Source organism: Lacisediminihabitans sp. FW035 (assembly GCF_054880895.1).
Genome location: NZ_CM142187.1, coordinates 1124252 through 1138097, shown reverse-complemented (window position 1 = coordinate 1138097; position 13846 = coordinate 1124252). Strand labels below are relative to the sequence as shown.

15 protein-coding genes and 1 pseudogene are annotated in these 13846 nt (G+C 66.8%); 2 read left to right on the top strand and 14 right to left on the bottom strand.

Annotated features, from left to right (window positions below; all coding sequences use genetic code 11):
• Positions 1-179 precede the first annotated feature (179 nt).
• The 6 genes from ACVXZ4_RS05470 to ACVXZ4_RS05445 all read right to left on the bottom strand — a co-directional run bounded on the left by ACVXZ4_RS05470 (position 180) and on the right by ACVXZ4_RS05445 (position 5211).
• Complete coding sequence (locus tag ACVXZ4_RS05470) at positions 180-2207, bottom strand: prolyl oligopeptidase family serine peptidase (protein WP_461797223.1); 2028 nt, start codon at positions 2205-2207, stop codon at positions 180-182.
• A 136-nt stretch (positions 2208-2343) separates the two neighbouring features.
• On the bottom strand, positions 2344-2667 hold the full coding sequence (locus tag ACVXZ4_RS05465; protein ID WP_097061390.1) for a DUF2469 family protein: 324 nt from the start codon (positions 2665-2667) through the stop codon (positions 2344-2346).
• Positions 2668-2684: 17 nt separating this feature from the next.
• Positions 2685-3344, bottom strand: coding sequence for a ribonuclease HII (locus ACVXZ4_RS05460; protein WP_461797222.1), 660 nt, complete (start codon positions 3342-3344; stop codon positions 2685-2687).
• Positions 3345-4103: a signal peptidase I gene (gene lepB / locus ACVXZ4_RS05455; RefSeq protein WP_461797221.1), complete on the bottom strand. Its 759-nt coding sequence runs from the start codon at positions 4101-4103 to the stop codon at positions 3345-3347.
• A gap of 69 nt (positions 4104-4172) precedes the next feature.
• A complete protein-coding gene (gene rplS / locus ACVXZ4_RS05450; protein WP_185201164.1) occupies positions 4173-4523 on the bottom strand; it encodes a 50S ribosomal protein L19 in 351 nt (116 codons plus the stop codon).
• A 121-nt stretch (positions 4524-4644) separates the two neighbouring features.
• On the bottom strand, positions 4645-5211 hold the full coding sequence (locus tag ACVXZ4_RS05445; protein ID WP_461797220.1) for a hypothetical protein: 567 nt from the start codon (positions 5209-5211) through the stop codon (positions 4645-4647).
• A gap of 72 nt (positions 5212-5283) precedes the next feature.
• Between ACVXZ4_RS05445 and map the strand changes: the two genes are divergently transcribed.
• Positions 5284-6048, top strand: coding sequence for a type I methionyl aminopeptidase (gene map / locus ACVXZ4_RS05440; protein ID WP_461797219.1), 765 nt, complete (start codon positions 5284-5286; stop codon positions 6046-6048).
• A gap of 449 nt (positions 6049-6497) precedes the next feature.
• Here map and ACVXZ4_RS05435 read toward each other — a convergent pair whose 3' ends face one another.
• The 7 genes and pseudogenes from ACVXZ4_RS05435 to ACVXZ4_RS05405 form a co-directional block, all read right to left on the bottom strand.
• Entirely contained in the window at positions 6498-7073 is a 576-nt protein-coding gene (locus ACVXZ4_RS05435) for a GNAT family N-acetyltransferase (RefSeq protein WP_461797218.1), read from the bottom strand.
• Positions 7070-7792 (bottom strand): tRNA (guanosine(37)-N1)-methyltransferase TrmD, encoded by a 723-nt coding sequence (gene trmD / locus ACVXZ4_RS05430; RefSeq protein WP_461797217.1) that lies wholly within the window; start codon positions 7790-7792, stop codon positions 7070-7072. Before trmD ends, ACVXZ4_RS05435 begins: the two co-directional genes overlap by 4 nt.
• Positions 7793-7803: 11 nt before the next feature.
• Positions 7804-8457 carry a ribosome maturation factor RimM gene (gene rimM / locus ACVXZ4_RS05425; protein ID WP_461797923.1) on the bottom strand — a complete coding sequence of 218 codons (654 nt, stop codon included), beginning with the start codon at positions 8455-8457 and terminating at the stop codon, positions 7804-7806.
• Positions 8450-8686 carry an RNA-binding protein gene (locus tag ACVXZ4_RS05420; protein ID WP_185201169.1) on the bottom strand — a complete coding sequence of 79 codons (237 nt, stop codon included), beginning with the start codon at positions 8684-8686 and terminating at the stop codon, positions 8450-8452. Before ACVXZ4_RS05420 ends, rimM begins: the two co-directional genes overlap by 8 nt.
• Positions 8687-8857: 171 nt before the next feature.
• A pseudogene (rpsP, locus tag ACVXZ4_RS05415) lies at positions 8858-9259 on the bottom strand (30S ribosomal protein S16); the annotation flags it as partial.
• Between the two features lie 153 nt (positions 9260-9412).
• Positions 9413-10336: a DMT family transporter gene (locus ACVXZ4_RS05410; protein ID WP_461797216.1), complete on the bottom strand. Its 924-nt coding sequence runs from the start codon at positions 10334-10336 to the stop codon at positions 9413-9415.
• 74 nt (positions 10337-10410) lie between these two features.
• Positions 10411-11211 carry an LLM class F420-dependent oxidoreductase gene (locus ACVXZ4_RS05405; RefSeq protein ID WP_461797215.1) on the bottom strand — a complete coding sequence of 267 codons (801 nt, stop codon included), beginning with the start codon at positions 11209-11211 and terminating at the stop codon, positions 10411-10413.
• 62 nt (positions 11212-11273) lie between these two features.
• Between ACVXZ4_RS05405 and ACVXZ4_RS05400 the strand changes: the two genes are divergently transcribed.
• Positions 11274-11960 carry an SGNH/GDSL hydrolase family protein gene (locus ACVXZ4_RS05400; RefSeq protein ID WP_461797214.1) on the top strand — a complete coding sequence of 229 codons (687 nt, stop codon included), beginning with the start codon at positions 11274-11276 and terminating at the stop codon, positions 11958-11960.
• A gap of 142 nt (positions 11961-12102) precedes the next feature.
• Here ACVXZ4_RS05400 and ffh read toward each other — a convergent pair whose 3' ends face one another.
• Positions 12103-13701 carry a signal recognition particle protein gene (gene ffh / locus ACVXZ4_RS05395; protein ID WP_461797213.1) on the bottom strand — a complete coding sequence of 533 codons (1599 nt, stop codon included), beginning with the start codon at positions 13699-13701 and terminating at the stop codon, positions 12103-12105.
• Positions 13702-13846: the final 145 nt, after the last annotated feature.

The window sequence follows — 13846 nt, the reverse complement described above, 5'->3', positions numbered from 1 at the left end:
TTCACGGATCAGGAGATCCACGACTTTCGCGGCGTGTCGGCCGTCGGGGTGCGGCGTGTCGCGCGCATCTCCTGATCCGTGAACACGGGCGGGGATTCGGGAGGGTAGATCGGCAGCGAAAGGGGAAAGGGGCGCAGGTGCCCGGCGCTCCTACTCCACCCGCACAGACCAGCCCGCCCCTACTCGACCGTCGGTGCCGCCAGGCTCCGCCAGAGGAATTCATAGATGAGGGCCTGCAGCCGTGCCGTATGCGCGTTGTCGACAGCGCCGCCGTGGCCGCCGTCAGAGTTCTCGTAGTACAGCACGTCGTCGATGCCCATCGCCTGCATCCGCGCCGCCATCTTGCGGGCCTGCACCGGGCCGACCCGGTCGTCGCTCGTGGCCGCGTAGAACAGCACCGGCGGATAGTCCGCCTCGTCGTTCAGCAGCTGGTACGGCGAGAAGGTGCGGATGTACTCCCACTCCTCCGCGACATCCGGATCACCGTATTCGGCGATCCAGGACGCCCCGGCAGAGAGGTGCGTGTACCGCTTCATGTCGAGCAGCGGCACGCCGCAGACCACGGCGCCGAAGAGCTCCGGATACGTTGTCAGCATGTTGCCGACGAGAAGGCCGCCGTTGCTTCGGCCTTCGCAGCCGAGGCGCTGGGCGGTGGTGACCCCGCGGGCGACGAGGTCCCGTGCGATGGCAGCGAAGTCTTCGTAGGCACGCGGTCGGTTGGCTTTGAGCGCCGCGGTGTGCCAACCGGGGCCGAACTCTCCCCCGCCGCGGATGTTCGCGAGCACGAAGACACCGCCTCGCTCGAGCCACGCCCGGCCGACGATTCCGCTGTATTCGGGCAGCCGGGAGGCCTGGAAACCGCCGTAGCCGGAGAGCAGGGTCGGGTGGGATCCGTCGAGCACCAGTTCCCGGGGCGCGACCTGGAAGTAGGGCACGCGCGTGCCGTCGTCCGACACCGCCCAGTGCTGCTGCACGTCGATCCCGGCCGCGTCGAAGAACGCCGGGGAGGAACGGATCACCTCCGGCTCGACCGACCCGAGCACGCCACGGAGCACCGTGGACGGCGAGGTGAACCCCGTGGCGTGCACCCAGAACTCGTCGGATTCGTCGGGATCGGTGTCGATCACGCGCACCGTGCTGAGGGCGGGCAGTCCGTCGATCGGTGACCGCGCCCATCCGCGACTCGGATCGAGCACGACGAGGGTGGATGCGACGTCCACGAGCAGAGTGAGGATGAGGCGGGTGTCGGTGAAATCCCACTCCTCGAGGGCCGTGTGCGCGTCGGGCAGGAACAGCACGTCGAATTCGCGTCCGCCGGCGAGGAATGTGTCGAGCTTGATGGCGAGAAGCGCCCCGGTGGGGTGCACCACTCCCCCGACCGTCCAATCGGAACGCGGATGAACGAGCAGCCATTCGCGGCGCAGGGAGAGGTCCGCGTCATCCGGCACCTCCAGCTGCACGAGCTCGCCCTCGACCACGAGGAAGGTGCGACTGCGATAGAAATCGAAGTACTCGACGATGAGATCCCGCTCGAACCCCGGAGTGTGGTGGTGGATGCCCGACACGCTGAGATCAGCGGCCGAGACCTCGTGCACGAGCGTCGCCTCCGAGAGCGGCTGCCCACGATGCAGGCGGCGGACCGTGCGCGGATAACTCGAGTCGGTCATGCTCCCCGGGCCGAAATCGGTTCCGAGGTAGAGGGTGTCGCGATCGATCCAGGAGTACTCGCTCTTCGCCGTCGGAACGATGAACCCATCGGGCACGAAACTGCGCGTCGGCAGGTCGAATTCGCGCACTGTCACCGCGTCGCCACCGTCCGGGGAGAGCGCAACGAGCGCCCGCGTGTAGTCGTGCGGCAGAAGCTTCGCCCCGGAGAACACCCACTCCGCGCCCTCTCGCCGCCCGAGGTCGTCGATGTCGAGCAAAAGCTCCCAGTCGGTCTCGGCCGAGCGGTAGCTCTCGAGGGTGGTGCGCCGCCAGAGGCCGCGGGGATGCTCGCGGTCGCGCCAGAAGTTGTAGTAGTGCTCGCCGCGCCGGCTCACGATCGGGATGCGGTCGTCCGAGTCGATCACTTCGAGCAGGCGGTTCGAGAGTTCGTCGAATGCGGGGGAAGCGAACCCGGCCAGCGTCGCTGCGGACTGCTCGGCGGCCCACTCGAGAGCAGCGTCACCATGGATGTCTTCGAGCCAGAGATTCTCGTCGGTCATCTGACAAGCCTAGGTGGGCGTCGATGCGCGGTCTCGACAGGTGGGTCTCGACACGGGCGCTGAGCGCCCTACTCGACCAGCAGGGTCTCGACAGGTGGGTCTCGACACGGGCGCTGAGCGCCCTACTCGACCAGCCCTACTCGTCGAGCGCGAGTTCCTTGGGCAGTTCGAGCTCTTTGGCCGAGAGCTCCTCCACGTTGACGTCCTTGAACGTGAGCACCCGCACGGATTTCACGAAACGGTCGGAGCGGTACACATCCCACACCCACACGTCGTTCATCGTCAGCTCGAAGTAGAAGTCGTGCTCGGTGTCCTGCCGAACGAGTTCGACCTCGTTCGCGAGGTAGAAACGACGCTCGGTCTCGACCACATAGCGGAATTGGGATACGACGTCCCGGTATTCGCGGTAAAGGGCCAGCTCGACCTCGCGGTCGTAGTCTTCGAACTCGTCTTCGTCCATGCTCCGATAATCCTAGTTCAGTCGGGAAGGGCGGTTTCGCCCGCGTGGAGCCAGGTGCGGCGGTGAAAATCGGTCGGACCGAGCTCGGCGATCGCCGCGAAGTGGTCGGCGCTGCCGTAGCCCTTGTTCGACGACCAGCCGTAGCCCGGGGTCGTGTCGTGCGCGTCGATCATCAGCCGGTCGCGGTGCACCTTCGCGACCACGGATGCCGCGGCCACCGACGCGCAGTCCCGGTCGGCCTTCACGCGGGTCGTGAGGCGCAACGGGCTCTGCAGCGCGGGCGTGAGCCAGTCGTGGCTTCCATCCAGCAAGATCACTGAATCGCGGATGGCCGCCCCCGCCTCATGCAGAGAGACGAGTGCCCGCTTACCCGCGAGTCCGAGCGCGGCGATGATGCCGACCTCGTCGACCTCCCTCGCCGTCGCGAGCCCCACGGCGCTGAACAGGGCCCAGGATGCCGCGAGCGGGGCGAGCACTTCCCGTCGCTTCTCGCTCAGCAGCTTCGAGTCACGCAGGCCCTCCGGCATCGCCCCGACCGAGACATCCACCACACAGAGACCGACGGCCACCGGGCCGGCGATCGCACCGCGCCCCACCTCATCACAGCCGATGACGAAGCGGGCGCCGCCGTCATGGAGCTGCGTCTCGAGGTCGAGGGTCGGCGAAGCGACGACCACCTATTTGGAGGTGCCCGGGTTGGCGGCCGAGACGCCCCCGAACACATTGGGGTAGTCGTCGAGCCAGGTCCAGTGGCTCGACGGCCAGCTGATGAGGAAGGCGCGGCCCACGACATCGTCCAGGGGCACGAAGCCCTTGGTGGGAGTGGTGATGTGCGCGCGGGAATCCTCCGAGTTGTACCGGTGGTCCCCCATCACCCAGAGCGAGTTCTTCGGCACTGTGACGGAGAAGTCATTGGCAGCGACCTTGGTAACGCCGTCGGGAAGCTTGAGATAGGGCTCCACCAGCGGGATGCCGTTGACGGTCATCTGGCCGAAGGCGTTGCAACAGGCGACCTTGTCGCCCGGCAGTCCGATCACTCGCTTGACGAGGTGGTCGTTGCTGTCCGGGGCGCTGAGGCCGACCACCGAGAGCACCCAGTCGACACCCGCGACGAAGCCGTTCTGCTGAACGACGGGCTGGGCATCGAGCCATCCGCCCGGATCCTTGAACACCACGACATCGCCGTGCTGCAGCGGCACCATTCGCGGCACCAATTCGTTCACGATGATGCGGTCGTCGATCTGGAGCGTGTTCTCCATCGAGCCGGAGGGGATGTAGAACGAGCGGATGAGGAAGGCCTTGATCCCCACGGAGATCACGATCGCGGCAAGCACGATCAGCACGATGTCGCGGATGAAGAGTTTCACCCCACGCGACTTGCGGCGCCGAGTTTCGGCCACGTCCTCGGTAGACGTGGCTGGATCGATGTCTGTCATTAAACCCCTGAGCTCCCCATCATTTTAGGTGGTGGGGAGCTCGGGGAAAACTTCAGTGGAACGGCGCGTCTAGTGGGCGTCGCGCTTTTCCTTGATCTTCGCCTTCTTGCCGCGGAGGTTGCGGAGGTAGTACAGCTTGGCGCGACGCACGTCACCGCGGGTGACGACCTCGATGTGGTCGATCACCGGGGAGTGCACCGGGAAGGTGCGCTCGACGCCCACCTGGAAGCTGACCTTGCGCACGCAGAAGGTCTCGCGAACGCCCTCGCCGGAGCGGCCGATGACGACGCCCTGGAAGACCTGGATACGGGAGCGGGTGCCTTCCACGATGTTCACGTGGACCTTCACGTTGTCGCCGGCACGGAAGGCCGGGATGTCCGATCGGAGGGAGGCCGCGTCGACGGCGTCGAGGATATGCATGGTGGATCGCTCTCTGCAACCGCCACAGGTCGACCGCGAATTAGGGTGTTACGTGAGAAGGAGTGGTGCCGGTATCGATGACGACTCCCCTGTGGCAGAGTCGTGCGGTAGGCACAAGTCGCTATTCTGCCACATCGCCCGGGACTAAGCCACTCGGACGTGAGGGCGCGGGGTTGTCCGCTTCCCGGCGGAGCCTCAGCTCTTCGTAGTCGAGGCCCGTGAGACGCGTGACCGCCTCCTGGCGGGTCTCCACGAGATACTCGATCAACACGACCCACAGCGTGGTGAACGCGATGATGATGATGACGCCTCCGGCGATGTCGGCGATCGTGAACGAGGCATCCCGAAAGCCCTGCCCGAAGACGTGGGTCGCAATCGAGGTGCCCGGCTCGTAGCTGTGCACGGAGTCGACGACGAAGAAGCCGTAGCAGAGCACCGCGAAGTACCAGCCCGACAGGAGCACGGCATCCACCCGGGAGACCGCGCCCGATCGGCGGGCACTCTTGCGCGCCCAGGTGATCGTGGTGACGACAGCGAGGAAGATGAAGAGCAACGGAGCAAGGAACAGTCCGATGGCATAGTGCCAGCCGAGGATGACGCCGAAGAACACCCGTCCGATGAGCAGCCACAGCGGCAGCACAATGGTTGCGGCGAACTGGGTGTTGAACAAAACCCGGCGATACCACATGAACGAAAGTTTACGCTCGACGGAGAAGGCCGACCGCCCACGCGGTCTCACAGACAAGTGGAGGACAGACGGATGATCGAGCTCAGGACCCCCGCGGAGATCGACGAGATGCGGGCCGCCGGCCGGTTCGTGGCGAACACGCTCACCGAGCTCGTTGCGGCCTCGAAGGTGGGAGTCAATCTGCTCGCCCTCGACGCCCTGGCTGCGCAGCTCATCCGCCGGGCGGGGGCAATCAGCTGCTACGTGGACTATCACCCGTCATTCGGGGCGATGCCCTTCGGAAAGGTGCTCTGCACCTCGGTGAACGATGCGGCGCTACACGGTCTCCCCCATGACTATGCGCTGAAGGACGGCGACGTGCTCAGCCTCGACTTCGCGGCATCCGTCGACGGTTGGGTCGCGGACTCCGCCGTGACCGTGATCGTGGGCACACCACGCCCCGCGGATGTCGCGCTCATCGAGACGACGGAACGCGCCCTCGCCGCGGGAATCGCTGCCGCACAGGTGGGGGCGCGCATCGGCGACATCTCTGCCGCGATCGGCGAGGTGAGCCGGGCCGCGGGCTACTCGGTCAACGTCGACTTCGGCGGGCACGGCGTCGGCCGCACGATGCACGGGGATCCGCACATCCCGAACGACGGTCGCCCCGGACGCGGGCTGCCTCTGCGGGCTGGGTTGGTCTTCGCCATCGAGCCGTGGCTCCTGGAGGGCACCGACCGCATCTTCACCGATCCGGACGGCTGGACCCTTCGCAGCCTTGACGGCTCCCGGGCCGCCCACAGCGAACACACGGTCGCGGTCACGGATGCCGGGCCGGTGGTGTTGACGGCCCGCTGAGCCGCATGGCCGGTGTGGGTCGGCGCCCTCTCCGCGCCCGCGAGTGACACGTGCGCCCGAATTTTCGCGGGCGCGTGTCACTCGCGGGCGCATCACCCTCACCGGAACGACAGTGTCCGGTCCGCCAGCCGGTCGCCGCCAGCGCGGCCGTCCGCCCCACCCCGGCGTCTCCCCGCTCGCGCCTCGGGTCGCCGCACCCGTCCATCCCGTCGCAAATGCAGGTGTGCACGGGACAGAAGTGGCGCGTGAGGCACACGTGCAACATCCGTAAGACGCGGTCCTGCATTTGCGACAGGGCCGAGCGACACGGGCAGTGCGACAGGGCCGAGAGACACGGGCCGAGCGACACTGGCAGTGCGACAGGGCCGAGAGACACGGGCCGAGCGACACGGCCGCGGCCCGCTGAGCGTCATCGCCGGTCCCGATGGCTGAGGCGGCCGAAGGTGCAATTACTGCGCGTCGCGCCACTCGTCGGCGAGCATGGCGTACGCGAAGCCGTCGAGCCATTCTCCGGAGCGATGGAGGGATCCGCGCACATCGTGGGACTCGCGTCGCATGCCGAGGCGCTCCATCAGTCGCCAGGATGGCTCGTTGTCGGCGAAGCACTCGGCGACCACGCGACGCAGGTGGAGTTCTTCGAAGCAGATTCGGATCAACCCGGCGACGGCTTCCGTGGCGTAGCCCATGCCGGTGTGGGCCGGATCGAGGCTCCAGCCGAGCTCTGCTTGAACCGCGCGGGCCTGTTCCCGTACCTCGGTCTGCGCCCAGGCATCCTCGATGGCCAGCATCAGGTCGCCGATCACCCTGCCCTCGAGCTCGATCACCAGCGTCTTGCCCAACCGTGCCGGCTCCGTGAAGTCGGCGAGATAGTGCTCGCTGTCGGGCTGCGCACTGGTGATCCAGCGCGAAACGGATTCCTGCCGGCGATACAGCCAGGTCGCCGGGCCGTCTGCCGCCGTCGCCGGTCGGAGTTCGAGCCGCTCGGTGCGAATGGGCCAGGCGACTCCATCGATGCCCTCGCTCACGGTCGAGCGGCCGCACTATCCGGGGGAAGGAGGTCGGGCCTGACCGTGCGCGTGCGCTCGAGCTGCTGCTCGTGGCGCCACTTGGCGATCGCTCCGTGGTTGCCACTCAGGAGCACGGGAGGAACCTCGAATCCGCGCCACTCCCCCGGCTTGGTGTAGCTCGGATATTCCAGAAGGCCATCGGAGTGGGACTCCTCGACCAGGCTCTCCGGGTTGCCGACGACGCCGGGGATGAGTCGCCCGATCGCCTCGATCATGGCCATCGTCGCGACTTCACCGCCGTTGAGCACATAGTCGCCGAGGCTCACGAGACGCACCCTTGCGCGGGTCGCGGCGTAGTCGACGACCCGTTGGTCGATTCCTTCATAGCGTCCGCACCCGAAGACCAGCCGGGGCTCGGTCGCGAGTTCGTGCGCGAGCTTCTGGGTGAAGAGCTCCCCGGCGGGCGAGGGGAAGATCACGACCGGGGCATCCGCTCCCTGAGCCTCACCGGCATAGAGGATGCTGTCGAGCGCCTCGCCCCAGGGCTCCGGCTTCATCACCATGCCGGCTCCGCCGCCGTAGGGCGTGTCGTCAACCGTGCGGTGCCGATCGAAGGTGAAGTCCCGCAGGTCGTGCACACCGAGGTCGATGAGCCCGGTCTGGCGTGCCTTGCCGAGCAGGGAGACATCGAGCACGGAGAAGAACTCCGGGAAGATCGTGACGATGTCGATGCGCATCGCGAGGCTCCTCAGCCTACGGACGCGGGGCCGGGCTCGACTTCGGGCTCGACTTCGACGACCTCCGGCAGCGGCTCTGCGTCGTCCTCCGGGAGATCTTCGAAGAGTCCGTCCGGAGGCGTGACGACCAGGGTGCCCGCGGCGATGTCGACGGTCGGCACGATGGCCTTCACGAAGGGCACGAGCACTTCGCCGGCATCGGTGGCCACGTGGATGAGGTCTTGCGAGGGCAGGTGGTCGACCTGGCTGACCGTGCCGACACGGATGCCGTCGCGCATGACCGCGAGACCGACGAGCTGGTGGTCGTACCAGGCGTCTTCCTCATCCGATGCGGCGGCGAGATCATGGTCGATCCAGAGGATCGCCTTGATCAGGCCCTCGGCCGCGGACCGGTCGGAGACGTCTTTGAAGAATGCCACCGGCTGCAGGTTGTACCACTTGAGCTCGATGAGCTCGAGGGTCTTGCCATGCCAGGGGGATCCGGTCGGCACCTGGAGGGTGAACACGGCGCCCGGAACGAAACGTCGTTCCGGGGCATCCGTGTAGAGCTCGACCTTGATCGCTCCCTTGAGGCCGTGGGCCTTGGTGAGTCGACCGACCCGCAACTGGTCGGACCCCGAAGGGGCCGGCGCGGGCTGTGTGCTGGGTTCCGAGTTGTTAGAAATCGGTGTCCACCACGTCGACGCGCACCTTACGACCGTCGGCGATGGCCGAAACGAGGGTGCGGAGCGCCTTCGCGGTGCGACCAGCGCGACCGATCACGCGGCCGAGGTCCTCGGGGTGCACGCGCACCTCGAGAACCTCGCCACGCGGTGAGTTCTTTGCTACGACCTGAACCTCGTCGGGGTTGTCGACGATCCCCTTGACGAGGTGTTCGAGGGCGGCGGCGAGCATTGCCTACGCCTTGTCGGCGCTGGCAGCCTCGGCGTCAGCCTCGGTCGCGTCGTCGGCCTTGGCCTCGGCGGCGTCGGAGACGGCCTCGACCTCGGCGGCGTCAGCCTCGTTCAGACCTTCGACCGCCGGAGCGATCTCTTCGTCGGGGGCCTCGACGGCCGGAGCGTCGACAGCCGCGTCAGCGGATGCCTCGGCCGGAGCCTCGACCTTGGGCGCGGGCGCCTCGGCCTTGGGCTTGAGCACGGGCTTCTTCTTCTCGTCGGCGACGAAGTCGACCTTCGATTCCTTGGTCTTCACGGTGCTGACAGCGTTCTTGTCGCCCTTGAAGATTCCCCAGTCGCCCGTGAGCTTGAGGATGGCGGCGACCTGCTCGGTCGGCTGCGCTCCGACTCCGAGCCAGTACTGCGCGCGCGCGGAGTCGACCTCGATGAACGAGGGCTCCTCGGTGGGGTGGTACTTGCCGATCTCCTCGATGACACGACCGTCACGCTTGGTGTGCGAGTCGGCGACGACGATTCGGTAGTAAGGAGCGCGGATCTTGCCCATGCGCTTCAAACGGATTTTTACAGCCACAATTCTCCAGAGATGATTTATGAGGGCGAACTGCTTGCCGTGAGCGTGGGGTGCACACTCGGCAGAAAAGCTCTGATGGGAGACGATGCCGTTGGATTAGAGGGTCGAACGGCACAAGTCTCGACTGACCATTCTTGCAGGTTTTTCGGTGTTTCAGGAACCAACCGCTGCGAGCGGTGCTGGTGGGCGCCGGCGCGACAGCGCAACCCCCGCCAGACAGATGATTCCGCCGACGACGGCCAGCGGTGCCGGCACCTCTCGGAAGAAGAGGAATGCCTCGAGCACGACCAGTGCGGGAACGATGTACGTGGTGACCGCGAGCGACCCGGCGGACATCTTCGAGAGGGCGTAGGCCCAGGTGCTGAAGGCGATCGCAGTTGGCACGACACCGAGGTAGACGGCACCGAGAATGCTCGTCACCGGCGCCTGCGAGAGGTCATGGATCAGTGATCCCGCGAACGGTGTGCACGCCACCGCCCCGATCGCGCAGCCGAGGAAGGTCACCTGGCGGTTGGGCAGCCGACGCAGCACCGGCTTCTGGCAGAGCACGCCGATCGAGTAGGTGACTGCCGCGACCAGCGCCCAGACGACGCCACTGCCGTCACCGACGCCGGTGATACCGCTCGAGATGCCGATGAGCACCACACCGACGAAGGCGACCCCTGCCCCGATGAGCAGCCAACGGGGGATGCCATCACCGAGGAAGATCCCGGCGCCGAGCGCGATCAGCAACGGACCGATGTTCACGATCATCGCGGTCGTGCCGGCATCCAGGGTGTGCTCCGAGATGTTGAGGGCCACGTTGTAGGCCGCGAACCAGGCGATGCCGAAAACCACTATCAGCAGCCATTCCCGGCCGGTCGGGCGCACCCAGCGATGCCCGATCAGCAGCAGGGACAGCACCACCGTGCCCACCAGCAGGCGGGCGAGCGCGAGCGAGCCGCCGGCGAAATGGGGCGCGACCCCGCGAATCACGATGAACGCGCTCGACCACGCCAGCAGCGTGACGATGATCGCGATCAGCACCGAGGTCGACAGGCGTGAGGTCGGCCGAGTGGCGAGCGGGGTGGTGGTCATGCGTTCAGGCTAGCGAGGGCCGGGGTCATCCCGACCCTCGCCGGAGCGCGATGTCCGTTTTGCGCCGAAGGTTGTCAGTTCTTGCCGTCGCGCCAGGAGAGCCAGTCGCGAACCGGGGCGAGGTCGTAGTCCGGACCGCTGAGTCCGATCGTGAACAGCGTCGTGCCGAGAGCGTGGAGCTCGTCCGCCTGCTCCGGAGTACGACCACGCAGCTCGGTCGAGATCTCGATCTGCGAGACGTCGCGACCGACGGCCTCACCGTGCTCGGCGAGGATGCCGAGCTTGCGCTGCAGCGTCTCCGGGTCGCTGAAGGAGTGCCAGATGTCCGCGTGCTTCGCCACGATTCGCAGGGTCTTCTTCTCGCCGCCGCCGCCGATCAGCACGGGGATGTGCCGGGTGGGCGGCGGGTTGAGCTTGCCCCAGCGCTCCTCGATGATCGGGAGATTCGCGGCGAGGGCGTCGAGCCGCTGGCCGACCGTGCCGAACTCGTAGCCGTACTCGTCGTAGTCGCGCTCGAACCATCCGGAGCCGGTTCCGAAGATGAAACGACCGGTTCCCGTGCCCTTCGCACTGATGTGGTCGATGGTGCGCGCCATGTCGGCCTGGAGGTTGGCGTTGCGGTAGCTGTTGCAGTTGACGAGGGCTCCGAGCTCCACGCGGGAGGTCTGCTCGGCGAGGGCGGCGAGCATGGTCCACGACTCGAAGTGCAGGCCGTCGGGCTCGCCGGAGAGCGGATAGAAGTGGTCCCAGTTGAAGAGGATGTCGGCCCCGAGCTCCTCGAGCTCTGCCGCGGTGTCGCGGATCTTTTCGTAGTACGCATGCTGGGGCGCGATCTGCACGCCGAGTCGGACGGGACGGGTGATTGCATCAGTCATGCTCCAAGCCTATGACGCCTCGTGCGGCATTCTCATAGGCTGCCGGGGTTGACTCGGTGTTCGTGTCCCGTCTCTTCACCCGCGCCCCAACGTTGATAGTGCTTCTCGCCGGCGCGACGCTCCTCCTCACCGGATGCTCCCATGCCACGCTCGCAACGGACACCAATCCGACCTCGTCGGCGACCCGCCCCGTTGTCGTGGCGATCGGGGACTCGATCATGAAGGGCCATGGCCTCCCCGCCGCCCAGGCATGGCCGGCGATGCTCGCGGGATCCAACAACTGGAAGCTCACGAACCTCGCCTGCGACGGCGCGGGCTTCGTGACCGCCGGGGACGACAACGACTGCGGCGACGACTTCTCCGGGCTGGTAAGCGAGGCGGTGGCGTTGCATCCGGACCTCATCCTGATCTCGGGCAGCAGCAACGACCTCGGCGTCGACAACGACCAGCTGAAGACCGAGACCGATTCGGTAGTCGCGAGCCTGCGGGCGAAGCTGCCGAAGACGACGATCGTGGGCATCAGCACCGTGTGGAACGACACTGTCGCCCCCGACCAGATGGACGACATCAATGAGCAGGTGCGCACGGCCATCCTGGCCGTGAAGGGCACGTACCTGGACATCGGCCAGCCGCTCGCGGGACACCGGTCGTGGCTGCAGTCGGACGACATCCATCCCACGGCACGCGGCCAGCAGCAGCTCGCGAAGGTGATCGCCGGGGCGATCCGCAGCGCCAAGCTGTCGATCTAGGCGTCGGCGCCGTTCGCGTTCGCACGTACACGGGCCACTACGGACTTACCGGGCCGGCGTGCCAGCCCGGATTGCCCGTGGACGCCCGGGTTTCGGCGCGGGAAGGTGCAGGCGCCGGAGTCCGGCGTCACCCGGCGCGGACTCAGCCGCGGCCGAGCAGCTTCTGCAGGCTCGCGAGCTCCTCCTCGGAGGGGCCCGGCTTGCCGGCGCTGCCCCCGAGTCCGAACCCGGATCCGGCGGCCCCCGTCGAGGGCTTGGCCCCCGACGCCAACGCGGCGTTCTCCGCGGCACGTTTGGCTGGATTGCCCGACTTCGAACCCTTCTTCGGCTGCACCTTCTTGGGAGCTCCGAACTTGGCTCCGGGGATCGGTCCCATGCCCGGCATCTGCGGCATGCCGCCCTTCGCGACGCTCTTCATCATCTTCGCGGCCTGCTCGAAACGGTTCACCAGCGCGTTCACCTCGGTGACCGTGGTGCCGGATCCGCGGGCGATGCGCACCCGGCGCGAACCGTTGAGCACCTTGGGCTGGCGGCGCTCCGCGATCGTCATCGACTGGATGATGGCCTCGGTGCGCGTGATCTCCGACTCGTCGAAGTTGTCGAGCTGCTGGCGCATGCCCTTCGCTCCCGGAAGCATCCCGAGCATGTTCTTGATTGAGCCCATGTTCTTGAGCTGCTGCATCTGGCTGAGGAAGTCCTCCAGCGTGAAGCTGTCGGTCATGAACTTCTCGGCGACCTTGCGCGACTCCTCCTCGTCGAAGGTCTTCTGCGCGGTCTCGATCAGGGTGAGGATGTCGCCGAGATCGAGGATGCGGCTGGCCATGCGATCCGGGTAGAAGGGCTCGAAGTCGTCGAGCGATTCGCCGGTGGAGGCGAAGATGATCGGACGCCCGGTGACGGATGCCACGGAGAGCGCGGCCCCACCGCGCGCGTCGCCGTCCAGCTTGGTGAGCACGACGGCGGTGAAGTCGACGCCCTCCTGGAAGGCCTTCGCGGTGGCGACGGCGTCCTGGCCGATCATCGCGTCGATGACGAAGAAGACCTCGTCGGGATCGATCGCCCGGCGGATGTCCGAGGCCTGCTTCATCAGGTCGGCATCGACACCGAGACGGCCGGCCGTGTCGACGATGACGATGTCATACTGCTTGTCTCTTGCGAACTTCACGCCATCCTTCGCGACCTTCACCGGGTTGGCGGCACCGCCGAAGAACGACCTGGGCGCGGCATCCTCGGCACCGACGTTGCCGGGTTCCGGCGCGTAGACCGCCACTCCGGCCTGCTCAGCGACGACCTTGAGCTGGGTGACGGCGTTCGGTCGCTGCAGGTCGGCCGCGACGAGCAGCGGGGTGTGATTCTGTCCGGCGAGCCACTTTGCGAGCTTGCCCGCGAGGGTCGTCTTGCCGGCACCCTGGAGGCCGGCGAGCATGATCACCGTCGGCGCGGTCTTGGCGAACTGGATGCGCCGGGCCTCGCCACCGAGGATCGTGATGAGCTCGTCGTTGACGATCTGCACCACCTGCTGGGCGGGGTTCAGTGCCTTCGAGACCTCGTCGCCGAGCGCGCGCTCGCGCACCCGGCTCGTGAAGTCCTTGACGACTTCGAGTGCGACGTCGGCGTCGAGCAGGGCGCGACGGATCTCGCGCACAGTGCCGTCGACATCCGCGGCACTGAGTTTGCCCTTGCCGCGCAGGTTCTTGAAGGTATCCGCGAGGCGGTCAGTGAGGTTTCCGAAGGTGGCCATTGTGCCAATAGTTTAACCCGGGATCTCCGGGGATCGCGTCGGGCGGATGCTCCGCCCGGGCACCTCGCGGGATGCGGTTCCGTCCAAGACCCGCCCGGGCAAGCTCGAGTCGCACTCTTCTGCGGGTGTCTGCGCAGCGCAACCC